Origin of the sequence: Nostoc mirabile CHAB5784, from assembly GCF_020829645.1 — a bacterium.
Classification (GTDB): domain Bacteria; phylum Cyanobacteriota; class Cyanobacteriia; order Cyanobacteriales; family Nostocaceae; genus Nostoc; species Nostoc mirabile.
Map to the genome: position 1 here is coordinate 120,731 of NZ_JAIVFS010000007.1, position 26,114 is coordinate 146,844.

The 26,114-nt window shown below is 41.4% G+C and carries 24 protein-coding genes; 16 read left to right on the forward strand and 8 right to left on the reverse strand.

Features of this window, described 5'->3' with window-relative positions; genetic code table 11:
* Nucleotides 1-24 precede the first annotated feature (24 nt).
* Genes LC653_RS07610 through LC653_RS07620 form a run of 3 tightly spaced genes read right to left on the reverse strand, consistent with a single transcriptional unit; the run spans nt 25 to nt 586 of the window.
* Nucleotides 25-222 (reverse strand): DUF6887 family protein, encoded by a 198-nt coding sequence (locus LC653_RS07610; RefSeq protein WP_094341389.1) that lies wholly within the window; start codon nt 220-222, stop codon nt 25-27.
* A complete protein-coding gene (locus tag LC653_RS07615; RefSeq protein WP_094328788.1) occupies nt 219-401 on the reverse strand; it encodes a DUF6888 family protein in 183 nt (60 codons plus the stop codon). Before LC653_RS07615 ends, LC653_RS07610 begins: the two co-directional genes overlap by 4 nt.
* The gene (locus tag LC653_RS07620; protein ID WP_229493833.1) at nt 401-586 is read right to left on the reverse strand and encodes a ribbon-helix-helix domain-containing protein; all 186 of its coding nucleotides are present in this window, start codon (nt 584-586) and stop codon (nt 401-403) included. Before LC653_RS07620 ends, LC653_RS07615 begins: the two co-directional genes overlap by 1 nt.
* A 305-nt stretch (nt 587-891) precedes the next feature.
* Here LC653_RS07620 and LC653_RS07625 point away from each other — a divergent pair, with 305 nt between their 5' ends.
* Nucleotides 892-4,098, forward strand: a complete 3,207-nt coding sequence (locus LC653_RS07625) for a glycoside hydrolase family 15 protein (RefSeq protein ID WP_229493835.1) — start codon at nt 892-894, stop codon at nt 4,096-4,098.
* Between the two features lie 73 nt (nt 4,099-4,171).
* The gene (locus LC653_RS07630) at nt 4,172-4,636 is read left to right on the forward strand and encodes a zinc ribbon domain-containing protein (RefSeq protein WP_229493837.1); all 465 of its coding nucleotides are present in this window, start codon (nt 4,172-4,174) and stop codon (nt 4,634-4,636) included.
* A 174-nt stretch (nt 4,637-4,810) separates the two neighbouring features.
* Here the strand turns inward: LC653_RS07630 and LC653_RS07635 are convergent, their stop codons facing one another.
* Entirely contained in the window at nt 4,811-5,125 is a 315-nt protein-coding gene (locus tag LC653_RS07635) for a YkvA family protein (RefSeq protein WP_229493838.1), read from the reverse strand.
* Between the two features lie 379 nt (nt 5,126-5,504).
* Here LC653_RS07635 and LC653_RS07640 point away from each other — a divergent pair, with 379 nt between their 5' ends.
* The 8 genes from LC653_RS07640 (at nt 5,505) to LC653_RS07675 (ending at nt 16,254) form a co-directional block, all read left to right on the forward strand.
* Nucleotides 5,505-6,107: a hypothetical protein gene (locus LC653_RS07640; protein ID WP_229493840.1), complete on the forward strand. Its 603-nt coding sequence runs from the start codon at nt 5,505-5,507 to the stop codon at nt 6,105-6,107.
* A gap of 301 nt (nt 6,108-6,408) precedes the next feature.
* Nucleotides 6,409-8,022, forward strand: coding sequence for an iron uptake porin (locus LC653_RS07645; protein WP_229493842.1), 1,614 nt, complete (start codon nt 6,409-6,411; stop codon nt 8,020-8,022).
* Between the two features lie 366 nt (nt 8,023-8,388).
* A complete protein-coding gene (locus LC653_RS07650; protein WP_229493844.1) occupies nt 8,389-11,007 on the forward strand; it encodes a bifunctional serine/threonine-protein kinase/ABC transporter substrate-binding protein in 2,619 nt (872 codons plus the stop codon).
* A gap of 57 nt (nt 11,008-11,064) precedes the next feature.
* Nucleotides 11,065-12,645, forward strand: a complete 1,581-nt coding sequence (locus LC653_RS07655; RefSeq protein ID WP_229493846.1) for an NB-ARC domain-containing protein — start codon at nt 11,065-11,067, stop codon at nt 12,643-12,645.
* Between the two features lie 1,151 nt (nt 12,646-13,796).
* Nucleotides 13,797-14,003, forward strand: coding sequence for an ATP-binding protein (locus tag LC653_RS47870; protein ID WP_308189051.1), 207 nt, complete (start codon nt 13,797-13,799; stop codon nt 14,001-14,003).
* Between the two features lie 139 nt (nt 14,004-14,142).
* Complete coding sequence (locus LC653_RS07665) at nt 14,143-14,871, forward strand: MotA/TolQ/ExbB proton channel family protein (protein WP_229493847.1); 729 nt, start codon at nt 14,143-14,145, stop codon at nt 14,869-14,871.
* A gap of 41 nt (nt 14,872-14,912) precedes the next feature.
* On the forward strand, nt 14,913-15,611 hold the full coding sequence (locus LC653_RS07670) for an ExbD/TolR family protein (RefSeq protein ID WP_229493849.1): 699 nt from the start codon (nt 14,913-14,915) through the stop codon (nt 15,609-15,611).
* 280 nt (nt 15,612-15,891) lie between these two features.
* Nucleotides 15,892-16,254: a phage holin family protein gene (locus LC653_RS07675; protein WP_229493851.1), complete on the forward strand. Its 363-nt coding sequence runs from the start codon at nt 15,892-15,894 to the stop codon at nt 16,252-16,254.
* A 136-nt stretch (nt 16,255-16,390) separates the two neighbouring features.
* Here LC653_RS07675 and psb29 read toward each other — a convergent pair whose 3' ends face one another.
* Nucleotides 16,391-17,098, reverse strand: a complete 708-nt coding sequence (gene psb29, locus LC653_RS07680) for a photosystem II biogenesis protein Psp29 (RefSeq protein ID WP_229493858.1) — start codon at nt 17,096-17,098, stop codon at nt 16,391-16,393.
* A 204-nt stretch (nt 17,099-17,302) separates the two neighbouring features.
* Between psb29 and LC653_RS07685 the strand changes: the two genes are divergently transcribed.
* Nucleotides 17,303-17,896, forward strand: a complete 594-nt coding sequence (locus LC653_RS07685; protein ID WP_229493859.1) for a chromophore lyase CpcT/CpeT — start codon at nt 17,303-17,305, stop codon at nt 17,894-17,896.
* A gap of 96 nt (nt 17,897-17,992) precedes the next feature.
* On the opposite strand, the gene LC653_RS07690 is transcribed toward LC653_RS07685, so the two are convergent.
* Together LC653_RS07690 and hemF are read right to left on the reverse strand one after the other, a co-directional pair.
* Nucleotides 17,993-18,361 (reverse strand): STAS domain-containing protein, encoded by a 369-nt coding sequence (locus LC653_RS07690; protein ID WP_229493861.1) that lies wholly within the window; start codon nt 18,359-18,361, stop codon nt 17,993-17,995.
* Nucleotides 18,362-18,666: 305 nt separating this feature from the next.
* Nucleotides 18,667-19,707 (reverse strand): oxygen-dependent coproporphyrinogen oxidase, encoded by a 1,041-nt coding sequence (hemF, locus tag LC653_RS07695; protein WP_229493862.1) that lies wholly within the window; start codon nt 19,705-19,707, stop codon nt 18,667-18,669.
* Nucleotides 19,708-20,256: 549 nt separating this feature from the next.
* Here hemF and LC653_RS07700 point away from each other — a divergent pair.
* Nucleotides 20,257-20,781 (forward strand): SRPBCC family protein, encoded by a 525-nt coding sequence (locus LC653_RS07700; RefSeq protein ID WP_229493863.1) that lies wholly within the window; start codon nt 20,257-20,259, stop codon nt 20,779-20,781.
* A gap of 160 nt (nt 20,782-20,941) precedes the next feature.
* Here the strand turns inward: LC653_RS07700 and LC653_RS07705 are convergent, their stop codons facing one another.
* Nucleotides 20,942-22,156: an RNA-guided endonuclease InsQ/TnpB family protein gene (locus tag LC653_RS07705; protein ID WP_229493865.1), complete on the reverse strand. Its 1,215-nt coding sequence runs from the start codon at nt 22,154-22,156 to the stop codon at nt 20,942-20,944.
* A gap of 276 nt (nt 22,157-22,432) precedes the next feature.
* On the opposite strand from LC653_RS07705, the gene LC653_RS07710 reads away from it, so the two are divergent.
* From LC653_RS07710 to LC653_RS07725, 4 genes are all read left to right on the forward strand, one after another.
* Nucleotides 22,433-23,503, forward strand: coding sequence for an Mrp/NBP35 family ATP-binding protein (locus LC653_RS07710; RefSeq protein ID WP_229493866.1), 1,071 nt, complete (start codon nt 22,433-22,435; stop codon nt 23,501-23,503).
* Nucleotides 23,504-23,722: 219 nt separating this feature from the next.
* Nucleotides 23,723-25,036 (forward strand): rod shape-determining protein RodA, encoded by a 1,314-nt coding sequence (gene rodA / locus LC653_RS07715; protein ID WP_229493867.1) that lies wholly within the window; start codon nt 23,723-23,725, stop codon nt 25,034-25,036.
* 129 nt (nt 25,037-25,165) lie between these two features.
* Nucleotides 25,166-25,363 (forward strand): NAD(P)H dehydrogenase subunit NdhS, encoded by a 198-nt coding sequence (locus LC653_RS07720; protein WP_094351697.1) that lies wholly within the window; start codon nt 25,166-25,168, stop codon nt 25,361-25,363.
* A 65-nt stretch (nt 25,364-25,428) separates the two neighbouring features.
* Nucleotides 25,429-26,085, forward strand: a complete 657-nt coding sequence (locus LC653_RS07725; protein ID WP_229493869.1) for an HAS-barrel domain-containing protein — start codon at nt 25,429-25,431, stop codon at nt 26,083-26,085.
* Nucleotides 26,086-26,114 lie beyond the last annotated feature (29 nt).

A 26,114-nucleotide genomic window follows, 5' to 3' on the forward strand; every position in this document is an offset into this window, starting at 1 on the left:
CCCTCTGCCTTTCTTCGGTAATTTTTAGAGATTTTCTCGTGTCCGTTTTGCTTCTATTAGTTTTTCCAGTTCACCAATTTCATCTATGGTATAAAACTTTGGGTTAGGTTCAGCGTTAATTTTATCCATTAGAGCGTGAAAAGCTTCTGTATCATTACGATTCTCTAATAAATAACGTTTTAACTCTATTTTACTCATTGCTGCAAACTTAGGCTTGGTCATTCGTCGTATCTCCATTTACCATTAGGGTTAATTACAATACCAGTTTCATCACCAGCCAAGATATAGATGTCTCCTGTTCGTTCATCTAATCTGACTATAAAGATAGGTAGTAGAAACGTTGTGAGGTTTTGGCAGAGGATAAAACAAATCAAATTTTGTTTGGGTGTAGGATACCTCATCAAGGTTGACTTACCTTTTTGATTGCCGCATCACACCACATCCTGACAGCTTCTTCCATTGCCTCACTGTGCCCTATTTCTAACTCAAGAGCTAGCTGTTTGAAAATTTTAACTAAATCCTTGGGCAGATAGGCAGCACTTTGGGTGTAATCGCCGTGGGTGCGTTTGTTAATTCGAGTTTCCATGATGAAAAAAGTTAATCTGCTGTTCTGCTAGCATACTAGCTCATATCCCCTAGATTGCACTCTATAGCACGTAATTCTGACCACACCCAAAAATCTCCCCAATTTTTCACTATTTCGCCAGTGCTACGCCGAAATAAAATCGCTAAAATTAAGTACCCACAGAAGTATTAACAGGAGATAATAATAAGCTCACACCACCCTTAGCTATTGTCCCATCAACCATTACAGAACTTATTCTGGCTTGGTTTAGGTAATTCACTTCACAGTCACAGGGTCAAATTTTGCAAGTTGTTCTGAACCAAACCATGAAAACATCTACCAAATTGCGAGCTAGTCTAGACTATTACTACCAGCAAATCAAAACAATCATCCTGACTCGGCAGAATCCGATTACTGGTTTACTACCTGCGAGTACAGCGATTACAGCCCACGGCGATTATACTGATGCCTGGGTGCGAGACAATGTTTACAGCATCTTGGCAGTTTGGGGTTTAGGACTTGCATACCGCAAGATTGACGACGACAAAGGACGCATCTATGAACTAGAACACAGTGTCATCAAACTGATGCGCGGATTGTTGTTTGCGATGATGCGACAGGCTCATAAAGTAGAGACATTTAAACATACTCAGTCGCTACTAGATGGACTGCACGCCAAATATAATACCGCGACTGGTGATATTGTTGTTGGCGATGATGAATGGGGACATTTGCAACTTGATGCCACATCTATATTTTTGCTGATATTGGCGCAAATGACCGCAGCCGGATTGCAAATAATTTATACGATTGATGAAGTGAATTTCGTCCAAAATTTAGTTTACTACATTGGACGAGCTTACCGCACACCAGATTATGGCATTTGGGAACGTGGTAATAAAATTAATCGGGGTAGTGCTGAGTTAAATGCCAGTTCTGTAGGCATGGCAAAAGCTGCTTTAGAAGCTATCAACGGACTGGATTTGTTTGGCGTGCATGGTAGTCAAGCATCGGTAATTCATGTGCTACCAGATGAAATCGCCCGCGCCCGGATTACCTTAGAATCCTTATTACCGAGAGAATCTGGTTCCAAAGAAATTGATGCGGCGCTGTTGAGTATTATTAGTTATCCTGCCTTTGCAGTGGAAGATTTGGAGTTACGCGATCGCACTTTAAACGATATTATCAACAAACTTGCAGGTAAATACGGCTGCAAACGCTTTCTGCGTGATGGACACCAAACCGTTTTAGAAGATAGTCAGCGCTTACACTACGAACCGTGGGAACTCAAGCAATTTGAGCATATTGAATGCGAATGGCCGTTATTTTTCACTTATTTAGTTCTAGATGGATTATTTCGCGGCGAACAAGAACAAGTTAAAAAATACCAAAACCTTTTAGAATCATTACTTATAGAACAAAATGGTTTGCGTTTATTGCCAGAACTTTATTATGTTCCCGCAGAAAACATAAAGGCAGAAAAATTAGCACCTCAAACACAACCACGTTTGCCCAATGAAAATATTCCCTTAGTGTGGGCGCAGAGTTTATATTTTCTCGGTGAAATGTTGAGTGAAGGGTTATTAGCGGTTGGTGATATCGACCCTTTAGGAAGACATTTGTGTGTGGGTAAACAGCGCGAGGCATTGGTACAAATTGCCTTGTTAGCAGAAGATGAAGATTTACAAACGAAACTAGAAGTTCACGGAATTGAAGCGCAAACACCCGCCCAAGTAGAACCGATTCAAGTGAGAAAAGCTGGAGAATTTTCAGCTATTTATACCCAAATTGGACGTAACAATAAACTTGGTTTAACTGGGCGGCCAGTGCGGCGGCTGCGGAGTTTGACAACATCTAGAATCTTTCGGATTAGCGGTGAAACAATTGTATTTTTGCCTTCATTTTCAGACTCTCAACAGTTTTACTTAACCCTTGATTACCATTTTCTGCTGGATCAAATTAGAAGCGAACTAGCTTACATTCAAAAATATTGGAGCGATTTAGGTCGTCCTACCTTAACTTTAATGTTGACGCACACCATGTTAGAAGCTGGTTCGGAAGCATTACTAGAACTGATGCAAGAACTGAAAGATGGTGTTTGTAACGGTGTGCGGGTGAAATTAGGGCGGCTAAATCAGCTAATGCTAACAGCTGGAATCCAAAGAATTGATTTTCTTCCCAATGCAGAATTTTCGCGATCGCCAGTAAAAAATGCTAGCCCACGTTGCTATTATCTAGCTTATCATCCTGAGAAAAACTGGCGCTTAGGACATACCCAAGAATTTCAAATGGAGTATGAAACTAACTTCGGATTATTACTTTCTTATTTGCGTTCATCAGAAAATATCTACGAGCAAATTGAGTTATTGCAAACTTTAACTCGATTGCAAGGAATGAAATTTGATACAGGGTATGGAGGCCCAGGATATCCCGTCACCGTAGCCGATTTACTAGATGAAGTTTACACCAAAGCTGGAGATTTAGGCATTTGGGCAGTAGTGCGTCGGGCTGCGGGGTTACGGCAAATGGTTGATATCAGCCTATCAGATGCAGTAACGAGTATTTTGGTGCGAGGTAAGCAAATTGCTGTGGGTAAAGCTTACAGTGAAGCGTCCTTGATTAGCGTACCCATGTCCCACGATGAAATTGCCGATAAAATTAATCATTTTTGTCGTGAGGATATCCGCGATCGCGTCCTAACACAAGAGATTTTAATCTATCTTGGTATCTTAATTCGCTCAGAACCCGGACTATTCCAGGGACTATTAACGCTGAGAGTCGGCTATCTGATCTTATTGATCACCAGCGAACTAGCGCGGGAATTGCATGTCACTCAAGATGAAGGTTACGATCACTTAATGCAACTTTCACCCTTTGAAGTTAAAGTGCGCTTGCGTCAGGTATTAACTGGATATACTGGCATGAGTAACCTGTTGCGCCAGCAAGAATCACTGCACGTCAAACAAAAAGAAAGTGATATTGCTTGGGTGGTGCTACCAGGAATCGCCGAAGGGATAGAAGTTCCGCCGGGCGGTTGGCGACGGTTTCGCCAAGCCGAGGGTGCGACGGGGCGCGTACCAAAAGAATTTTTTAAGCAAGTTTGGCTATTAATGCAACATTGCAAGGGTCTAGTTATTGGAGATAAATTAGAGCGCCGCAATCGTTTAGATAGTGAGATAATGTTGTCGGAGATGACAGCCGGGGAAAGAAATTTTGCTCTGTTAGTTGAGCATTTGCTGAATAAAATCGAAGCTCCAGAATATCGCCAAGTTAATATTGAAGCATTAATCGAATTAGCTGCGATCGCAGCCAATAATCCTAAGCTGCAAATTGAAGAATATATCGTGTTGGATGTATTAATTGGCCATGCAGTGCGATTGGCGTGGCTGGAAAACCATACTCATCGCAGCGATCGGTATGATGAGGATAAGGCGAGTGCGTGGCGATCGTTTTACAATACCTCTCCTAGAGATTGTGCTAGTTATATTTTGAAGGCATTCAGGTTCTTGACGGAATTTGTGAAGGATTTTTAAACGCAGAGGAACGCAGAGGGAACGCATAGGCGCTAAAAATAAAGAAGATATACTGAAAAACGAGTTCTTAAGATTGGGAGTAACTCATGTTTCTATAGGAAAGAACGCACAATGGAAAACACATCTTAATTTAGGTAAGCGAACCAACCAAAGTTTTACTCAAATACCCCACGCGAGATTTATCGAAATGCTGACCCGGAAACTAGAACGAGTTGGCATTACCGTTGTAGTAAACGAAGAAAGCTATACGAGCCGCGCTTCGTTTATTGATTGGGACAATATCCCAACTTATAACACCAACAATAAAATAAATCACACCTTTTCAGGAAGGCGCATCAAAAGAGCGTGGTATGTAAGTAAAAATGGTTTTAAAATTCATGCCGACGTAAATGGAGCATTTAACATCGGCAGAAAAAGTAATCCTGAAGGGTTCGACACTCTCTTGTCTATTCTAAGGGATAGGGGATGTCTGGTAGTACATCCAAGGCGGATAACTCCACTATTTAAGCGTGTCCATGCTAAAAGTAAGGTTGCTTAAATCTAGGTTACATACGTCTGACTATATTTGACTATGTGATTTGGAACTATTAAACGCATAGCGAACAACCTCTAACTTCCCCTCCGCGTTCCTACCCTGCGGGAAGGCGAAGCGCCTATGCGTTGAAAAAAATATCCCCCACCTCAGATTCCAAAAGCAGGGGTTTTGTTAAATTTACTTAACAGAAACAGAATCAACATCAATAGTGCTTCCAGTAGAGGTAGAACCCTCACTGGTATTAGATGCTTCAGTACCCACCTCACCCTTACGAGCTTTCCAGCCCTCAATTACTAGCCCAGACACCTCAGAAACTAGCAGAGTCAAAAGGAAAACATCATCAATCTGTCCCACAACGGGTACAAAATCTGGAAGAATATCAAATGGGCTGACCAAATAAGCCAAGGTTCCTAAAATTACCCACCAACGGTACTTGGGGTTACGAAGCAAATTGCGATACCAGCTGTAAAGTGATTCGATTGAAAATTTCATATTTTGAACCTCCAGTTATCTTTAATTTTGACAAATTATCCTATAAATTGCCGGTGGGAATAACCGCCCTAGTTAGTCTGGAAGACGCTACTCGTAATGACATACGTTTTGAAGCAGATGTTGAACTTTTTGCTTAATTTATGGTCAAAGTCACACTACCCCAACTGTACTTACAAAGTTTGCTGTAACTGAGAACTCTGAAATTCAGGTATCGGCCATTATTAGAAGGTGGTAGCTTAACTGAACTTTTCTCTGAGCGTTAAATGAACTATTCTCTGAGCCAAAACTGAGGTTTGAACTTATATTTGCTTTAATGGTAAACCCTTAATTGTAGCTCAACAGAGAGATATTAATTTAAAACAAAGAAGGAGATCAAGTTATGCTAAGTGTTATAAAAAATATTGCTGTCACTTCTTGTACACTACTGACTCTTGGAATACATAACCCAGCAATTGCGTTGGTTGATCAAGCCGTGTTTTCGAGTGGATTAGTATCTATTAATACTAAAAAATTGACACCCAAACAGTCTAATTTAGTTGCAGATAACACTACTTATTGGAGTCCGCAGGGGGATTGTAAAATTTTAATGCCAGGTATAGTCACAGACAGTACAGAGGAACAATTGACATCTGTAAGCGCTACTAGCCGTACAATATATACTATTATACATAAAGAATTTCCAGAAGCTTCCAGGATACCTATTCCACAGGTTCGGCAAGTGTTGCAAAGTGCAATGCGGGAAACTATTGGTCGTACTGGCAAGGTTATTAGAACTACCAATCTTGTAATTGATGGGCATCCTGGTTTGGAGCTACTGATGGAACACTCGGATGAAAGTCTGGGACAATATCGTGCATTTGTGGTTAATCAGCATCTTTATTTTATGGGAGCTATTACACCAAATGAGTTAACCACAGAATCAGTTAATTTTTTTGATTCTTTTCGGGTTTATCCTGAGCGGATTCGTTACTCAAGCTTCTGAATTTAGTAAAAGGGACTCAATACTTGGGATTGGGGACTGGTGTAAAACCCTTAAAATTATGGTGGTTGCTCATTACCCACCACCAAATTTTAAAAAATTTTTCCCAGTACCCAGTACCCAGTACCCAGTATTCCGTAGGCGTTCCTCCCCCACCAACTTTTATGTATGGTGGGGGACTCCGACGCTCGAAGACTCGCTAACGCTGCGCTATCGCCGCGACGTGTTAATGTCAAGGATATTACCTATTACAAAAAATAGTAATTCCAGGTTTAAAAAAAATAATTATTGTCAGGAGAAAAATATGTTTAGTTTTTTCAGAGCTACTCTGAGCTTAGTTCCTGCTGTCTTGATTTTGGTGCTAACTACCTTCGCCAGGGTTCAGGCTGAAGATTCACTAGAAGTTTTAACAACTGAAAAAAGCACTGATTCCCTTGATAAAGTTAGTCAATCTACTCAACTGAATTCTCCACCAGTCACTTCAGTTACCCAGCTTTCTGATGTGCAACCGACAGACTGGGCATTTCAAGCGTTGCAGTCTCTAGTTGAGCGTTATGGCTGTATTGCTGGATACCCTGATGGTAGTTTCAAAGGCGATCGCGCCATGACTCGCTTTGAGTTTGCTACTGCATTAAACGCCTGCTTAGACAAAGTTAACCAAAGAATTGATGCTGATATTACACAGATGGTTAACAAAGAAGATTTGGCGACTTTGCAAAAGCTACAAGAGGAATTTGCAACAGAACTTGCTACCTTACGGGGTAGAGTTGATGTTTTGGAAGCACGTACCGAACAGCTAGAGCAACAACAGTTTTCTACCACCACAAAACTTAATGCTCAAGTGATATTTGCTGCCACAGATGCTTTTGGAGATGCTAGCCGTAGTGGAAATGGGGATGATAGCAACCTCACATTTTCTAGTCGGGCGCGTATCAACTTTGATACCAGCTTTTCTGGAAAAGATCGGCTGCGTGTACGACTTCAGGCGAGTAATGTGGTAAACCCAACTGCACCCGGAAATGAAGCTCGTTTAAGCTTCCAATCTGGTAGTGATACAAATGATGTTTTCCTCAGTAAGCTGGAATATCGTTTTCCCATAGGCGATAAAGTAAGTTTTCTGTTGGGTACAGGTTTTAATACTTACTTCGATGATGCGGATGTGATTAATCCTCTACAAAGCGATGCGGATGCTACGATTTCTCGCTTCGGTCGATACAGTTCGATTTTTCGTTTGGGTGGAGATACGGGTGTAGGTGTGACTTTTAAGCCGAATGGCAATTTAAAAGCAGAGATGTTTTATTTAGCAGGTAATACCAACGACCCTGATAGGGGCTTGTTTAATGATAAATATGGTGCATTGGCACAGATTGTATTCTATCCAAATGAAAAAGATACAAATACCAAAATTGCCTTCACTTACGTCAATGCTTACAACGACAACGGTTTAGGACATAATACTGGCAGTTTAGCCTCCAACTTGTTAGCCTCCAACTTGGGCGGCCCAAAAGTTTCTTCTAATTCCTATGGTATTGAAACGAATGTAGCAGTTAGTGATGGCTTTCAACTTGGTGGATGGATAGCTTACACCAATGCACGAGCGTTGAGTGGCGAAGTCAAAGGTGATGCTGATATCTGGAGTTGGGCTGTCACTCTAGCCTTGCCTGATTTGGGCAAAAAGGGTAATTTGGGAGGGATTATCGTTGGGATGCAGCCTAAATTGACTGGTTCTTCAGCAGAGTTATCAGGCTTACCTCGTCGTGACCCAGATACGGGATTTCACATTGAAGGGTTTTATCGGTATCAAATCAACGACAATATCAGTATTACTCCTGGTTTAATTTGGCTGACAGCACCAAATCACAACGAGCAGAATGGGGACATTTTTGTGGGAGTAATTAGAACTACGTTCAAGATATAAACAACATTGTGTCATAACCTTGACTTTCTTAAAAAAGCCGAGGTTGTGAAATCATCAATTTTTCTATATGAAAAAATTATAATTTTTGCAAAAAAACATTAGTTGCAGTATGTTACAAGAATCATGACTGTACTAAAATTATTACGTAAGCAATATTGCTGAAGAGGTGAGCGTAACTTTAATCTAATTCCTAATGCGTAATTCGTAATAGCCTACGGCAAAGCTTTTGCATAGGTAATTTTTAGGTTTAATATTCCCGACTTTTCCAAGAAGTCGGGAATATTAAACTATTAATTATTACAAATAAAACAAGCTATTGTTATTTGTTATCCAGCATTTAATTAAACTAATTTTGGAAATTAATAAATGTTAGAACTAATGGAAGTTTACTGCACTCGTCCCGGTTGCAAAAACCCTGTAAATACTATTTCAACAGAAAATATAAATTCAAAGAATGCAAAAAAAGAAATATGTTGCTCTACTTGTAATATGCCATTGATTTTGCAGGAGCATTTTGTAGCTCTAAGTTATTTAGGAAGCGGCGGATTTGGTAAAACTTATAAAGCAAAGGATCTGGACTTTTTCTACACAAACCGTGTAATTAAACAGTTGCACCCCATAAGTAATCCTGGACAAATACTAACTTCAGAAGACCTCACACAGAGAGAAGAAATGTTTAAAAAAGAAGCAATCACTTTGGAAAATCTGCGTCACGCACGAATTCCCAGACTTTTTGGTTTTTTTACTAAGGATGTTGAGGCAACAACAGGCTATGTGCAGAGGTTTTTTTACTTGGTGCAGGATTATATCGAAGGAGAAAATTTAGATAATGAACTAAATGCTCGGCTAAGTCTTCCAGAGCCGAGAACCTTTTCAGAGAATGAAGTTATAAACATTCTAAAGGAAATTCTAAACATACTTAAGTATATCCATAATCCTGACGATACTAACGGAGTTATATATATCCATAGAGATATTAAGCCTGCTAATATCATGCGCTGTAGTAAAAATAATAGGCTATATCTAATAGATTTTGGTGCAGTTAAACAGATATTGCAAGGATTAGAGCTTGAGACAACATCTATAGTGTTAGATCCGCGTTTTGCACCACCTGAGCAATTTCGTAATCAGCAATTATCTCCTGCATCAGATTTATACGCCACAGCCACAACTTGTCTATGTTTGCTAACAGGAAATAGAAATCCTAATCAACTTCTTGAGGAGTCATGTTTGAAAGAGATTGTGACAGTGAGTGATCAGCATTTTGCAAAAGCTTTAGACCTGATGCTCAAACACAGATCAAAAGATCGTCCTCAGTCTGCTCAAGAGGTTCTTAAGATTCTGTCTGGTGAACCTGATCCAGATTCGGGTTCTACTCAAATACCTGATTCCGGCTCGCCTCCTCAACCAAGAATGTTGAGAAGATTTATTGATTGGGTGAGGCAACTTCCTAGACGCTGGCGTTCGATAATAAGTTTAGGCTTTTCATTTTCATTAGGAATAGCGATCGCAGTTGCTTTCTATTTTATATTTATTTATAAGCTACCAGTTACACCACCACCTTATGCAAACTATTTTAGCAGAGGGGAAGAATCTTTAATTCCTCCACTAAACTCTACTAAACCAAGTTGCAAAGAAGCTGACAATTTTAAACAAGAAGGAATAAATGCTTTTAAAAAGGCTAGTTTATCTTCTAATAAAGACGATTTCAGAGATGCTGAGAAATTTTTCACACAATCCATAAATAAAACACAATCCATAAATCAATCTAACCCAAATTATTGTAGAGTTGACCCTGAAACATTTATTTACCAATACAACTCTAAGGTTGCTCAAACTGCATCAGCGCGTAATGGCAGTCTGCCAACAATTGCAGTTGTTATTCCAAGTGAGTCCAACCTTGATATTGCACTAGAAATACTGCGTGGTGTAGCCCAAGTTTTAAAAGAACAAAACACAAATACACCATTATTTCAAATACTACTTGTGAATAATAATAATAACAAAATACAAGACAGCGAAAAGGTGGTTAACTATATCTCTAATAATAATATTCCAGAAGAATTTGATGATTTTAAGAATAGTCAAATATTAGGCGTTCTTGGTCGCTATACAAGCAGGTATATTTGGCAATTCGGAAATATTTATGGTGAAAAAAAACTTGTTACGATAGCAACCACAAGTACCGCAAATAGGGTATTGATTCCCGGTTCAAATAAACCAAATTTGAATGATTACGTTTTTCGTACAGCCTCTAATGACTCAATTGCTGCACAAGATTTGGCTAATTATATGATGATACAGAATAAAGTATTAATTGCCTATCGCAAAGGTGATCCTTATGATCCTTATAGTGACTCTTTGAAGAAAATGTTTAGAAGCTATCTGCTCAACATCAAAAAAATACGTAGTGGAAATATTCAAGAGTGTGATTTAGCAACAGATACCCCACAAACTTGCATCGATATGGCGCAGAACGAGCCAGTAAATGTGTTGATGTTAGTCCCTGATCCTAACAGGTTACAAGAAGCAATAGATATTGTTAACTTGGCAAATGGAAATTTTCAAATTCTAGCAGGAGATGTTCTATATGGAAACCAAACATCTGCTAACAAAATGGTGGTTGCTGTACCTTTTCATGCGGATAATGCTAACGACAATTTCAAGAGTCAAACCAAAAAACTTTGGGGAATAAAAAAAGTTAGTTGGAGAACAATGACTTCGTATGACGCAATGCAAGCATTTGTTAAAGCTTTAACTGACCTTCCTGGAAATGCTAATCCAACTCGTCAAAATATATACGATAATTTGAGTGATCCTAGCTTTTCTGCTCCAGGCGCTACTACAGAGGTAAGATTTGATCAGGATCACGATCGCAAAGCAGTCACAGGTGTTGGCGTTTTAGTACAACTTAATAAAAGTAATCCTAACAGGGATGAATATGGTTTTACTCTTCTGGAAACACCACAACGAAATAATTCCTAAAAAGACGTACAAACTGGTTGCGTAACAATGTAACTTTTTCGCAAAAACTTAAAATTTATGCCTAAACGCTTTACTCTCAAAGCCTCTCAACAGGGAAAAAAACTCATCAAGGAAGCCTGGAAGAGGCTAAGTATGATACATGGAAGGAGTCCTTCAGATATGAATGAAATAGTTCTTAGAGAAACAAGTAGGATTTTACAACCAGATAAAAACTGGGATAATGTTTCAGAAGACCATTATGCTGTAGCATCAGCTACTTTGAAACGCTTTCGGGAAGCAAAGGTGCGTATTACTGCTTCTACTTTTAATACTTTTTGTCAAGTGTTGGACTTGAACTGGGAAGATGTAGCAGAAAATGAAGCAGATGCTAATAGAGATTTGAGCGAAGCCCCTCCTCCTATTAATTTTTATGGTCGTACCCAAGAGTTAGCTGAACTTCAGCAATGGCTTCTCCAAAAAGATTGTCGGTTAGTCCTTGTTCACGGGATGGGGGGAATTGGAAAAAGCGCCTTAGTTCGCCATTTAGTAGATAAAATTGCTGACAAATATAATCGTATAATTTGGCTTTCTCTAGAATCAGCACCACCATTTAAAAAGATATTGAACAGACTGGTGCAATTTTTATCTAAAGGTGAACAAGAAGAAGGCGATATTTCCCAAATTATGCAGTATTTACATAATCAAAAATCTTTAATAGTGCTGGATGCTTGGGAGGAAATTATGGACAATCATAGCGATGATTATACAAAGTATAATGTATTTTTAGACAGAGTTGCTAAAGAATCCCACAAAAGCTCTTTATTATTACTTAGTAGAAGAAAACCTGACAATATTGCAATATTAGAAGGAAAATTTGTTTGCTCTAAAAAACCGTTAGCTCTCACCAAAAAAGATGTAAAAGAATTTTTAAGTGCAGAAGGTCTGTTTGGCACAGATATTGAATTAGAGAAATTTAGTGAGCGTTATAACAATCCGTGGATACTTAAGAGAATTATACAAAGTATTAGTAATGTCTTTAATGGTGATATATCACCTTTTATAAATAATGGTGAAGTTACAACTGTTATTGATGAATTAACCACTGGTTTTTTAAATCAGCAATTTAAAAGACTTTCACAAGCAGAAATAAATCTGATCTATTGGGTAGGTATCAGACGCAATACAGCCTTGTGGAATCAGTTAGTACAAGATAGTAAGCAATTTATAACTTATCAGCAGTTATTTGAGACTGTAAATAATTTAATTGAAAGGCATTGTTTAATATCTAAAAATACAGAAGAAATTTCATTAATTTATATATTAGAGCCAGTTATTTTAAAATATAGTAATGAGCGATTTATTGCAGAAAATTACGCACAAATTAACCAAATATTTATAAATGGGATCATTAATGGTTGTGAACTGTTTATTACTCATGGTTTCATTACAGGATACCCAAAAGATGAAGAACTTAATCAGGAACAAATGAGGCGGATTGTTAAACCTATTGAAAAAATGCTATCGGCTAACTTTCGTAGTCAGCAGCAACTTGAAAATCAACTTAAAAAAGTTTTGTCACTATTGGAAGAGAAAGGATTATCTCAAGGATATGCCTCCCAAAATATTTCACATTTGATCTCGGCTGGCAAACAAATCTAGCTAAGTATCCACCCGTGTCAATACTGTTCGGTTAAGCCTAAAAAATAACTCCAATGTAGGTTGGGTTGAGGAACGAAACCCAACATTTTCAGAGGTTTGTTGGGTAACACTTAAGTTCAACCCAACCTACAAATTTTCAAAACCTACGCAGTATTGCCACCCGTGTATACTTCGTCCCAGAATCTATTGGTTGGCAGTCGCTCCCACCGCAAGCATTGAGCTTTGGAGCTATTCAGTTTCGGGTAATTGCTCAAACTTTGCTTCCTTCAAACAACTACAACATATTCTGGTGAATGCGATCCATGCCTTATACCAATTCACGAAAATCCTGATACATATAGATTTCTCGTAGGGGCATGGCAATGCCCATTGGTGTCAACTTAAGCTCAAACCTATGTCCCACAACCGTTCTACCCCACCCCTCAATCCCCTCCCCAAAGCATCGGGGAGGGGAGGTTTTGCGTCAGCAAAGCCGGGGTGGGGTAATGCGGATCGTGATGGTAAGTGAATGAACTCAATATCACGTCTTGACAAGGGTTTCACGTTAAGTTGACACCTATGGGCAATGCCATGCCCTTACCAGCTGTACGTTCGCTCATTTTTGATATACAAGATTTAAATTTTGCCTTACAGTGCGTGTAATTCAGGCGATTCAATGGATTCAGGCATTTTTGTCTTGCATAGAGCTTTTGCCATTTTATGATTTATCCTATCCCTGTGCCTTTAAAACAGTGAACAGTGAACAGTGAACAGTCAGTCAGGCGTATGGTTGGGGATAAAAAGCGCAACCAACGCCTGACACCTTCTTTGTGGGGGACTTAAACCCAAGGAATGAAACTAACAACTGATAATTGATAACTGTTAAAAGTAGTCGTTTTCCTTTTGCATTAAGCCTTTAATTCCGCTTCGACTTTCAAAATAAGCGAACGCACAGTACCAGCGTATTTGTATCATTAATTAAAGTGAAATGGTATTAGACGAAGTAAACGCCAATCGCACCCATCAGGAGATCGAAGCAAATCCTAGCCAGATTAGCATCCGCACCTCAATGAGCAATTCGCAGTCCGTGGAAATTGCGTTGGCGTACCCCTACGGGGATCTTGCTATGCGTAGCGTCTCCAAGAGTTGGCATCGCTGATAATGGAGGGAGAGTGCCAAAACAGGTTAAAAACCCCATCTTCAATCGTTTCTTCACTACCAAAGCTGTAGGCAAAGGAACAGGTTTGGGCATGGCAATCAGCTACCAAATTAGCACCGAAAAACATGGTGGGAAATTGGAATGCTTTTCTACACTTGGTAAAGGAAGTGAGTTTATCATTCAATTGCCTACCCAGCAGCAAGTTTGTCCAGTAGTCTAAGTCAAATACCCCATACTTGCACTGTCTTTTTAGGTTTTCGGTAAATTTATATTTTGGAAGTCCCTCATTTTGCATTAATCTCTAGAATTAAAATGCCTTAGCACATTTGCTTTAGTCATGGAGGGAGGAAACTTAAACAGTGGATATTTTAGATTTATTTTATAAGGGCGGGCCAGCGATGTGGCCTTTGCTAGTTCTCTCGATTCTGTCTTTGAGTGTGATTTTTGAGCGTTTGTGGTTTTGGTTGCGAATTTTGACTCAGGAAAAGCAAATAGTTGATCGCATCCTGGATGCTGCCCAGGATAATTGGCAAGTAGCTGCTGACATTGCAAGACAAGCAAGCCATCAGCCTGTCGGGCGTTTTCTCTATGCTCCTCTACGTTTTCCAAAAACTGATGCGGAAACCTTTCGACTAGCACTTGAGTCCACAGCCGAAGATGAATTGGCTGGAATGCGGCGGGGCGAAAAACTTTTAGAAGCCGTAATTGCCCTCGCGCCCCTGCTGGGATTGTTAGGTACAGTTTTAGGTTTAATCCAGTCCCTGCGCTCAATTCGGATTGGCGATTTAGGAACTGAATCTACCGCCGGGGTGACTACTGGTATTGGTGAATCCTTAATTAGTACGGCAGCAGGGCTAATAGTTGCCATTATTAGTTTGGTATTTTACCGCCTATTTCAAAGTTTTGTAGTCAATCAAGTCAAAGTTTTTCGGAAGGCAGGGAATGAGATGGAATTGCTTTACCGCCAGTCCCCCCCTGATTTTAGTAATAGTACATCAGCAATTGTGCGAGAAAATTTCACTCCACCCCGCAAGCCAGGAAAGACTAGGTTGCCTGAACCTCCTGAACCCCCGCATTCACCTAATTAGTCAATAATTCAACCCCCGAACTAGGCATTTAAATTGAGAAAATGAAAGTTAATCTACATACCCCAATTGAAGAAGTCCAAATTCAAATCATCCCTTTAATAGATGTTGTTTTTTGTATTCTGACGTTTTTTTTATTAGCGGCATTACAATTTACGCGCCAACAGGCAATAAATGTTGATTTGCCCAAAGCCAGCGCCAGTTCAGTATCTGGAATAACATCACAGAGTGGAAGTCTGATTGTAACTATCGATGCCGTTGGCAATACTTACATAGAAAAACAGCCTGTACAACGCGATGATTTGGGAGCGAGGTTAAAACAGTATCTCCAAGCAAACCCTAGTGCCGTTGTGGTGCTAAATGCTTCGCGGACAGCAACTTATAATGATGTAATTGAGACATTGGATTTGCTACGGCAAGTAGGAGGCGATCGCGTTTCTTTGGGAATTATTCCTGGCCCATCTCAACCACCTACAAACTCACTTAACCAGCCTAATATCCCCTCTTTCCCAATCAATCCTGGTGCAGCACCAATACCCACAACCGCACCAGTCCCAGGCATCAATCCCGAAGGGAATCTTACCCCTAAATTTCCCTCAGCACCTAATTCTGTACCCCTTCCTGGCATAACTCAGCCTCCAACTGGACAAGGCATCAGCCCTATCAATCCTGGTATTTCCAACCCACCAGCATCTCAAGCGCCTGTAGCACCTAAACAAACCCAACCTAATCCCAAAAGATGAGATAGGGGTATGGGGAAGAGGCAGAGAGGCAGTTCTTGCTGGGAGCAGAGGGGAAAGAGGTAATTTTTTATTCTCCCCCTGCTTCCCCTGCCTCCCCTGCCTCCCCTACTCCCCACTCCCCACTCCCCACTCCCCAATCCTAAAGATATCTGAAATAAAATTTCGTTAGAGAAAAATTTCCTGCTAATTTATAGATAATTGGTTGAGCTTTAAAGATTTTTTCACCGAGAAACTGAAGTAATTTATCACCAATTGCCATTCACGTTTCAGGGGTTGTGGCATGAATATCGTTACGCTTTTAATTGTTTGGTTAGTAACAGCTATTAGCCTGTTGATAATTAGTAAATTACCTTTAGGAGTTGAAATTGATACTCCTGGTAAAGCCTTCCTTTGTGCCGCAGTGCTTGGTATCGTGACGGCAATAGTCAGACCGATTTTAAGCCTCGTTTTTGCAGTACCAAATTTACTCACATTGGACTTGCTATCCAGCATTTTCACATTTATGATTGCCGTGGTTTGTTTTAGTATTGCTGCTTGGTTAGTAGAAGGCTTTCGCTTGCGTTACGGTATTTGGAGTGCCGTTATTGGGGCATTTGCGCTGACTATAATTAACAGCTTAATCTACAAATTATTGGGTGTCTAAAATCAAAAGTTAGGAGTACAGACGCGATTAATCGCGTCTGTACAGGAGTTAGTACAGACGCGATTAATCGCGTCTGTACAGGAGTTATTAACAACTCTTAACTTATAACTCATCACTCCTCACTTCCATCTCCTAACTATTCGTTGGAACTTGGGGGAGCAACGGGGGTAGTTGATTGTTGTTTACGTTGTTCGCGTTTTTTGCGATCGGCTGAGAGCATATCTGCCATCACTATTAGCGCTTGCGCCATCTTCTCTAGGTTAGAACGATATAGCTCCAAATCCTTGTTGAGTTTGTCATCAGAAAGGTGCAAGCCAGCAGCGATCGCTTTCAGCGCCTCCGTGAGTTGCTTTTCATCTTTGACTAATTCAGGATCTGACTGTTCTAATAACGAAAATACACCAATTGCGAACAAACGGTTGTATTTAAAGTTAGGATTGTTGGCGATCGCTTGCAGTTGTGCTTGCAAGTCACCATCTCGATCTAAAAAAGTAGTTTGGCCTAGCCACCCAATTAAATCTTTAACTGGCAAACCTTTAGCTACAGCTTGCAATCTTTCGGCATCCTGTCGATAGTGTTGCGGATCTTGTTCCATAGCCCGACATAGGGCGTTAAAAATTGATTCTTGATCCCGTTCTGGTTCATAGCCTTGCATGAAGCGGTCAAAAGTAGTGACGACGCCCAAGGCATAAATTGAATTGTAGCTAAAATCGATATTTACTGACAGCAGATGCATTTCCACCATCAATTCTTCTACTACCCGACGATAAATAGTGTTGATCGGACGGGTATGAAGATTGTAAAAAGTTCGTTTTGTATCAGAGACAGTACGGACGTTGTTCACAAAGAAAATGTTAAGGGCGACGTATCTTTATTTTCTCGCTTAAAGGCTACTTTGCCAAGTTGAGCTTTTGACTGGTGACGGTTTGATTTACAATGTAGACAAATCAGAAGTATTTTATAAGCTAGTAGCCACAGGGGATTAAGACCCTTTCCTTTAAAAAACTAGCCAAAAATATTTATTTTTAATGATTTGTTTATCGCATTTATGAACTTTTCGCCACAGTTAATTGCTTTGGGTGAGTATCTAGCTGGTGAATTTGATAATCAGGAACAAGCCATAGGAGAACCAATTTGGTATGTCCACCTCCGGCTGTGGCAAAGACCAATTAATCTGTTCACAGAAGATAGCATCACCCTGTTTGCCGAACAGGCTAGCCTTGTTAATCTAGATAAACCTTACCGCCAGCGAATTATGCGATTGCGTCATTGCTGCCCTGACGCATCTCTGGAAGTACAATACTACATGCCTCAAGATCCAGGTGCATTAATAGGCGCAGGCAATAACCCTGCTCTACTTAACACACTGACATCCGAACAATTAGATTTACTACCAGGTTGTATCCTAACAGTAACTCAGGAAACACTAGCTGGCGATCGCTATAAGTTTACCGCTACCTCACTACCAGAAACTCGTTGCAGCTTTGCTTATCTTGGCAATAGCATCAATGTTTCCTTGGGTTTTGAAGCTACTGCGGCAGAATTTCACAGCTACGACAAAGGAATTGATCCAGCAACTGGAAAAGCAACTTGGGGAGCGATTATGGGGCCTTATCGCTACACCAAGCGAAACCAGTATTAAATAAGATAAAGTTATAAGTCATGACTTATGAGTTATGAATCTTGAATTAACTTCTGTACAGACGCGATTAATCGCGTCTGTACTCCTAACTCTTTTTTAGCTAGCGATGCTACGAGGTACACCTTCTAAAGCTTCGTCTTCTGTTTCAAAGATTTCAAAGACAGTATCCATCATCGTCACTTCAAACACGAGTTTGGCTTCTGGATGTACATTGCAGATGCGGAAACTGCCCTTAACTTTATCAGCATCACGCATCCCAGCAACCAAAGATGTAAGACCCGAACTATCAATAAAATTTACCTGAGCCAGATTTACAACTACATGGCGGCTGAGTTTAGAAATACACTCCTGTAACTTCAGACGAAATTGCCAAGCAGTGGTAATATCTAGGCGACCTGCTGGCGTCAGGACAATAACGGTGTTTCCCTCTTGGGTTGTATAAGTTTTTTGGTCTATATGAATCACTAAAGCCCTCCCCGTAACATTCTTCTTAAGATTAACTATTTACAGAATTTTCTAATGCTGCCACTTGAGGTTAACAAGCTATAGCTAAAATTGTCACCTTTTTTTGCTAAGTGCTTAACTTTAGTAGTTTAACTCACCAAAATAATGGGGAGTGGGGAGTGGGGAGATAAGGGAAATGAGGAAGTCGGGGAAGATCGGGATTAATTATCATAACTCCTGTAGAGACGCGATTAATCGCGCCTCTACTCCTAACTCCTGTACAGACGCGATTAATCGCGTCTCTACTCCTAACTCAGCACTCAGCACTATTTGGGTGTCCAGTTGATCCAATCTTGAGGCTTAAGGAAAGTTTCATACAACTCGGCTTCGGGGGAATTGGGTTCCGGTTGATAGCCGTATTCCCAGCGCACTAAGGGCGGTAGGGACATGAGAATTGATTCGGTGCGTCCGTTGGTTTGTAGACCAAAAATGGTGCCTCGGTCATAAACCAAGTTAAATTCTACATACCGTCCTCGGCGGTAGAGTTGAAAATTCCGTTGGCGATCGCCATATTCTATCCCATGTCGCCGTTCTACAATTGGTACATAGGCTGGTAAAAATGCTCTACCACAGTCTTGCACAAAAGCAAATAAATCTTCCCAATTGCGGGTTGCTGGTGTTCCCACCTGGTTGCTATAAATAGCCGCTTCCCCATTGGGATTTGGCCCGCGATATAAAGCACCCTGACCATCTTGGTAATCAAAAAACAGACCACCTACGCCCCGTGTCTCATCACGATGCTTGAGGTAAAAATATTCATCGCACCACAGCTTAAACACAGAGTAATAGTCTGGGTGGTGTTTGTCACAAGCCTGTTTTAACGTTTTATGTAAATGTGCCGCATCTTCAGCAAAGGGGTAATAAGGTGTCAAGTCAAGACCACCACCAAACCACCACACTGGCCCTGCTTCAAAGTAGCGATAATTTAGATGAACTGTGGGCACGTAAGGATTGTGAGGATGTAATACCATTGAAGTGCCCGTGGCATAAAAGCCATGCCCTGCTGCTTCAGGACGTTGAGCTAAAATTGAGGCTGGCAAATGGGAACCCCAAACTTCAGAAAAATTTACACCAGCTTGTTCAAATATTGCACCTTCTCGCAGCACGCGCGATCGCCCTCCACCCCCTTCTGGGCGTTCCCAACTATCTTCATGAAACTTAGCCACACCATCTAGTTTTGCCAATGATTCGGTAATTTCGTCTTGCAGTTGTTTCATAAACTGACTGACTCTAGTCTGAGCGTCAGGTGCTGGCAAAGACTTGGATGATTCTGCTGCTACAGTTGGTGTTTGCGAGTTGGTCAACATAGATTCCCGAACCTAAAAAATTACAATTTCCAGAAAGCCACAAATTTCTTATCTTAAAATTTGGGGGAAACACGCGCCAACAATCAAGCTCTATTTGCCCAACCCGCTTTTTCTTACTGGTTAAGCATTTATACGATTGATGGGCATCACTAGAGTTATTTTCCCTCAAATGCGTATAGGCTTGTATATTGACTGAGTTTTTTTTGAAATTCTTAATTGGAACATTCTGGTATAAACACTAGATTTTAGTCGTAACCTGGAATTATCAAGGGTTAAACGGGCCTGCTCAAAACTTCTTTGCCATATTGCTTATGTTATCTGTTAGTGTCTGTACCGAATACAGGCTTGCTATGTTTAGGGCATTTCTGAGAAAGTTTTAATTTAGGCAGGACTTAGGCAAACAATAGTTGAAACCCTGATTTTCAGGTAGGGGCAATTCATGAATTGCCCCTGAGCGCGTATAGTTTTGCGTAAGTTCTATTAGGGTTTGAGCGTAGTTGCCCACAATACCAGAGTTACCAGAAAGTGTCTAGGAGGAGGATTAGGAAAATGCAAAGTTGGTTATCCAAATTCATCCACCGCAAACGTCGTCGGTTTTGCGCTTCTCTGGTGCGGACGTATCGAGAGATAAGTTCTGCTTCTGTAGATGAGCTGTGGCAAAAAGTCGCTGACTTAACAGATGTTTCCTGGCATCCACTACTTAAGAGTACTAACGTGCCCTACGGATTAGTACCCAAGCCAGGATTGATTTTTCATGCTGTAACACGCTTTTGGCCGATTCCCATCCGAATTTTTGTGGAGCGCGTCAATCACAGGGAGATGCTGAGTATCCGAGTGATGGCGATTCCTGGGATAGAGGAACGGGTGACTTATCAAGTAGAGTCAACGGTTTGTGGTACTTGTTTGTCTTATTCTGTAACACTACGGGGTTGGTTATCGCCCCTAATTTGGTCTTTATCCCGTCCTTATGCAGACCGCGTAGCACGGTCTTTAGTAGAGGCAGTAGAAAAGACGGCATTGCCAACGGTATCTGGTAAGAAAAAATCCCTTAATGACAGTTGTTTGGATTTTTAGTACTGGGGGCTGGGCACAAGGGGCAGGGGGGAAGGGGGAGAATAAAAAATTACCTCTTTTCCCCTCTGCTACAAGCTTTGTGCCCCTCTGCCTCTTCCCAATGCCCAATCCCCAATGCCCAAACAAAGTTAAGATTCTATTAGGTAAGCTAACCCCAGCCCTAAAGGGCGGGGCTTTGTAGTAGCCCTGAGCTATTGGTACTGAGATTACAGCACAAATAACCCGAACCTCCGGGCAAGCTTACAGATTGCCCCAATAAAGAAATCATTTTTGCACCATTCAAGTCAGCATCTCCATGCCAATCACAATTACCACACTTGAAACTTTTATCAGACCTCAAACCAATGTGCAAACATTGGTGGCACGTCTGACTTGTATAGACTGGTGGCACAGCAATTACTTTTACTCCTTCCTTAATTCCTTTGTACTCAAGGAAGGAGCGCAATTGATAAAAAGACCAAAAGTTAGAGCGTCTGCGCTCAACTTTATTTCTAGGCTGAAAGTTGGTACGTTCTCTAATCCCGGTCAAATTTTCAATCGCAACAATTGCTCTACTAGACAAAGCTTGTCGAATAATGCGGTAGCTGATTTGATGGTTTATCCATTGCTGAAATCTTCTCTCACGCCCCGACAGCTGTTGCAAAATCCGTCTCGCACGTCGGCGACTAGACCTTGTGCCTATGTTGGCTTTTTGTTGGAGAGAAGCTCTAGTTCTAGCGTATCTATCTCGAATATCAGTTATCTGTTTACCATCCCATTTATGAGGCACTGCGTTGCGGGGGTTCCCCCCGTTGTAGCAAGTGCCGTCCCCATTGCTGGTTACAGCGATATTCCTGCGCCCAAAATCAACACCAATAACGTTGGTGGGCTTAAGTGTTTGGGGAACCTCGTCTTTGATTTGTATATGAATGTAGTAGGAACCATCCCGATGTTTACACAACTGTGCCGATGTCGGCTTCTTACCTTTGAGTTTCCCCAATTGGTAATTACCGATATCCATTTTGATGTGTTCCCTGACACAGAGCAAGTTCAAGCTAACAGTCCAGTCTTTCTCTCTAAAAGCAAAAATTCTAGCGTCGTAGTCAGCGCTAGTTGGCTTAAAAGATTTGACTGGTTTACCCTGTTGTTTAGCTGTTTTACGGTTAGCCCCGACTCTGGCACAAGCACGGACTGCCAAGTTAGCACTCAATCCAAACAACAAACGCAAATCCTGATAAACCATATTTTGAATGGTTGTCTTGCTTATTATTTGGGGTTTAACTTGCTGATTGGCATAGTTGCAAGCATCCGCAAACGCCTTCAATGTTGCCTCTATTATGACAACCTGCTCCGGTGTAGGGTTAAGCCTGCAAACCAATGTCAGTACTTGTTCCATGATATCTATACATATCACATGTGAGGAATATTTTTTGACGGCGTTAGCGTAGCGTTAGCGAGTCTTCGAGCGTCATAAATTAGCCTACGCCTTGCTCCCATGCTTAAAAGCAGTTGCTCTCCACGGCGAGAGGTGCTTGGTGATAATACAATTTGCTAAGTTTTATTACGGGATTGACAGTGAAAATACTAAGCTGACCTTACTTAAGAAAGCATCCAGTTAATAGCTAAGATGTTCGCCACAAGTGTATTTATTCATTTTGAATTTTGAATTTTTATGTACGATGTCCTCGATTCTCGTTCTGTCTTAGAAGTGTTGCGACCAGTGGAAGACCCAGAACTCCGCAAAAGTCTGGTGGAACTGAATATGATTCGCAACGTAAAAATTGACGGTGGCAAGGTTAGTTTCACTTTGGTGTTGACCACTCCCGCCTGTCCTTTACGTGAATTTATAGTTGAAGATTGTAAGAAAGCGGTCAAAAAACTCTCAGGTGTTACAGATGTAAGTATAGAAGTGACGGCAGAAACACCGCAACAAAAAAGTTTACCTGACCGCACTGGTATTTCTGGGGTGAAAAATATCATTGCTGTTTCCAGTGGCAAAGGTGGCGTTGGTAAAAGCACGGTGGCGGTGAATGTAGCAGTGGCTCTAGCTCAAACTGGGGCGAAAGTCGGTTTGCTAGATGCTGATATTTACGGCCCTAATGACCCCACCATGCTGGGACTGGCTGATGCCCAAATTACTGTGCGTTCCAGTGAAACAGGTGACATCCTGGAACCTGCTTTTAATCACGGCGTCAAATTAGTTTCAATGGGCTTTTTGATTGACCGGGATCAGCCAGTAATTTGGCGGGGGCCTATGCTCAATGGTGTAATTCGCCAGTTTCTCTATCAAGTGCAATGGGGAGAACTGGACTATTTGATTGTAGATATGCCACCGGGAACCGGAGATGCTCAGTTAACTTTAACCCAAGCAGTGCCGATGGCAGGGGCAGTAATTGTCACCACACCGCAAACGGTAGCCCTGTTAGATTCTCGCAAGGGATTGCGGATGTTCCAGCAGATGAATGTCCCGGTATTGGGGATTGTGGAAAATATGAGCTATTTTATACCCCCCGATCAACCAGATAAGCAGTATGACATATTTGGTTCCGGTGGTGGCTCTAAAACAGCTACCGAATTGGGAGTGCCACTTTTGGGGTGCGTACCGCTAGAAATTTCCACACGAGTGGGCGGTGACAGTGGTGTGCCAATAGTTGTTGGTGATCCAGATTCAGCTTCAGCAAAAGCATTAACAGCGATCGCTCTTACCATTGCTGGTAAAGTATCAGTTGCTGCTTTGACATAATTAATTTTAATTTCTATCTGCTTCCTGGGCTATAGCTTGGGAATAGTAGGGACTGGAGATTGGGGACTTGTACTGAGCGAAGCCGAAGTAGTGGGGAGTGGGGAGTGGGGAGTGGGGAAAAAGCAGGGGAGAAGAATTTTCCCCTCAGCAAGAGCAGCCCCCCGCCCCTCTGCCTCTTTTAAATTCCCAACAATTAAAACTAAAGTCTAAACTTACACAATGTTATTAAAACGATCGCTCCCCAAAATTCGCTGGAAGTCTTGGGTTAAGCCCTGGCAGTATGTAGATTGGCTACTATTTTGTTTGCCACTTGTTGTCAGTATCTTTGGCGGCCTCATGATTCTCAGTACGGAACTGAAGCAGCCAGTAACTGACTGGTGGTGGCACTGGATGGTAGCGGGTATCGGCGTGCTTATAGCCCTGTTTTTAGCTCGCGTCCGTTATGAACTATTGATGCAGTGGCACTGGGTAACTTATGCACTAACGAACTTCAGCTTAATCGCCGTGATGATTGCTGGTACTAGCGCTAAAGGGGCACAGAGGTGGATTAGTATCGCCGGCTTTAACGTGCAACCCTCAGAATTTGCCAAAGTCGGCATGATCATCACCTTAGCAGCTTTGCTACACAGGCGTACTGCTTCTACCCTCGAAGGTGTTTTCCGCGTTCTGGCAATCACTGCTATACCTTGGGGATTAGTATTTTTGCAGCCAGATTTAGCAACATCACTGGTATTTGGTGCGATCGTCTTAGGAATGCTTTACTGGGCAAATGCTAACCCAGGCTGGTTAATTCTGATGATTTCTCCTGTGGTTGCCGCCATTTTGTTTAGTATATCTTGGCCTTTATCAGAGCCGATAGTTTTATTCAAAGAACTATCTTTTGGCCCATTAGGAATAGTTTGGTCATTTGCGATGGCTATTGTGGGCTGGCAAACTCTTCCCTGGCGTCGATTTGGTTTAGGTGCTATTAATGCGTGGACTCTTAATATACTGGGTGGCGAATTAGGAGTCTTCGCCTGGAACCATATTTTGAAAGAGTATCAAAAAGATCGGCTAACTGTATTCATGAACCCCGATCACGATCCACTCGGTGCTGGGTATCACTTAATCCAATCTCGCATTGCTATTGGTGCTGGTGAAATTTGGGGATGGGGTCTGTTTAAGGGGCCAATGACGCAACTGAATTTCGTGCCTGAACAGCATACAGACTTTATTTTTTCCGCAGTGGGGGAAGAATTCGGTTTTGTTGGTTGTTTGGTAGTGCTGTTTGCCTTCTGCTTAATTTGCTTCCGTCTACTGCATGTTGCCCAAACCGCCAAAGATAACTTTGGTTCCTTGTTGGCTATTGGCGTTTTGTCCATGATTGTGTTTCAGCTAATTGTCAACGTTGGCATGACAGTTGGTTTAGCGCCTGTGGCAGGCATTCCCCTACCTTGGATGAGTTACGGGCGTTCTGCTATGCTGACCAACTTCATTTCCTTGGGAATAGTAGAATCGGTAGCAAATTTTCGCCAAAGGCAGAAGTATTATTGATTCGTCATTAGTCATTAGTCATTAGTCATTAGTCATTAGTCATTAGTCATTAGTCATTTGTAAGAGCCAAGGGCAAATGACTAATAAGAAGTATTAAGCTATTAAAAGGAAACAAGCGAGGCTAAAAACATGATTCTGCCTGGAGCAACTGTTCGCGTCAAGAATCCCGCAGATACCTATTATCGCTACGAAGGACTCGTGCAACGGGTTAGTGATGGCAAAGTAGCCGTATTATTTGAAGGTGGTAACTGGGATAAATTAGTTACCTTTCGTCTGAGCGAATTGGAACTCGTAGAAACCACAGCCGGACGTAAAAAAGCCAAATAAAATTAGTCATTAGTCATTTGTTTTTGCCAAATGACTAATGACCAATGACTAATGACTAAATTACTATGCGCCTCCCCCTACCACAATTTGCAACTGGCGATCGCCATCCCAACCACATTGCGGAGGTGATTGAAACTACTAGTACCGAGTTTTTAGCTCAGTGTTTGGAACCACCAGATTTGAGCTTTCCCTCCATGCCACCTTTTGGTAGTTGGGTCTGTTCTGTAGATGAAGAATCGGGCAATCAAGTTTATGCTGTGGTATATTATGCCACCACAATGCCCATAGATTCCGTACACCGGGCTAGAGCTTTGGGGTTGTCTTTGCAAGACTTACGAGAAGAACAACCCCAAATATTTGCCATGCTCAGAACAGAATTTAGGGCTGCGATCGTAGGATTTGAGCAATCTTCCCAGAATCGAGGTTATAACCAAAGAATATATCAGTATCTACCACCCCGTCCCCCGCAAATTCATCAAGCTGTTTATCGGTGTGAACCAGAAGCAATCATTAAATTTACTGAAGAACTAGATTTTTTGCGGACACTCCTTTGTATTAATGGTGCGCCAGTAGAGTCTTTGGCCGCAGCTGCCATTCGAGATATATACCAGTTACGCAAAGCTGACCGAGAATGGCTAATTAAAGCTGGACGTAGCTTGAGTGTGCTACTTAAAGACGACTACGATCGCTTGCGGTTCATTTTAAGTCAAATCCATCCGTAGGTAGTTAGTTCTGAGACAATTGCCTAGTT

Bases quoted from the DNA above. Each gene is read 5' to 3' on its own strand.
- LC653_RS07635 (WP_229493838.1), bottom strand. From the start codon at position 5,125: ATGAAATTTTCAATCGAATCACTTTACAGCTGGTATCGCAATTTGCTT.
- LC653_RS07700 (WP_229493863.1), top strand. From the start codon at position 20,257: ATGCAAAGTTGGTTATCCAAATTCATCCACCGCAAACGTCGTCGGTTT.
- LC653_RS07710 (WP_229493866.1), top strand. From the start codon at position 22,433: ATGTACGATGTCCTCGATTCTCGTTCTGTCTTAGAAGTGTTGCGACCA.
- LC653_RS07720 (WP_094351697.1), top strand. From the start codon at position 25,166: ATGATTCTGCCTGGAGCAACTGTTCGCGTCAAGAATCCCGCAGATACC.
- LC653_RS07655 (WP_229493846.1), top strand. From the start codon at position 11,065: ATGCCTAAACGCTTTACTCTCAAAGCCTCTCAACAGGGAAAAAAACTC.
- LC653_RS07650 (WP_229493844.1), top strand. From the start codon at position 8,389: ATGTTAGAACTAATGGAAGTTTACTGCACTCGTCCCGGTTGCAAAAAC.
- LC653_RS07615 (WP_094328788.1), bottom strand. From the start codon at position 401: ATGAGGTATCCTACACCCAAACAAAATTTGATTTGTTTTATCCTCTGC.
- LC653_RS07620 (WP_229493833.1), bottom strand. From the start codon at position 586: ATGGAAACTCGAATTAACAAACGCACCCACGGCGATTACACCCAAAGT.
- hemF (WP_229493862.1), bottom strand. From the start codon at position 19,707: ATGTTGACCAACTCGCAAACACCAACTGTAGCAGCAGAATCATCCAAG.
- LC653_RS07645 (WP_229493842.1), top strand. From the start codon at position 6,409: ATGTTTAGTTTTTTCAGAGCTACTCTGAGCTTAGTTCCTGCTGTCTTG.
- LC653_RS07610 (WP_094341389.1), bottom strand. From the start codon at position 222: ATGACCAAGCCTAAGTTTGCAGCAATGAGTAAAATAGAGTTAAAACGT.
- LC653_RS07670 (WP_229493849.1), top strand. From the start codon at position 14,913: ATGAAAGTTAATCTACATACCCCAATTGAAGAAGTCCAAATTCAAATC.
- rodA (WP_229493867.1), top strand. From the start codon at position 23,723: ATGTTATTAAAACGATCGCTCCCCAAAATTCGCTGGAAGTCTTGGGTT.
- LC653_RS07640 (WP_229493840.1), top strand. From the start codon at position 5,505: ATGCTAAGTGTTATAAAAAATATTGCTGTCACTTCTTGTACACTACTG.
- LC653_RS07675 (WP_229493851.1), top strand. From the start codon at position 15,892: ATGAATATCGTTACGCTTTTAATTGTTTGGTTAGTAACAGCTATTAGC.
- LC653_RS07685 (WP_229493859.1), top strand. From the start codon at position 17,303: ATGAACTTTTCGCCACAGTTAATTGCTTTGGGTGAGTATCTAGCTGGT.
- LC653_RS07705 (WP_229493865.1), bottom strand. From the start codon at position 22,156: ATGGAACAAGTACTGACATTGGTTTGCAGGCTTAACCCTACACCGGAG.
- LC653_RS07625 (WP_229493835.1), top strand. From the start codon at position 892: ATGAAAACATCTACCAAATTGCGAGCTAGTCTAGACTATTACTACCAG.
- LC653_RS07725 (WP_229493869.1), top strand. From the start codon at position 25,429: ATGCGCCTCCCCCTACCACAATTTGCAACTGGCGATCGCCATCCCAAC.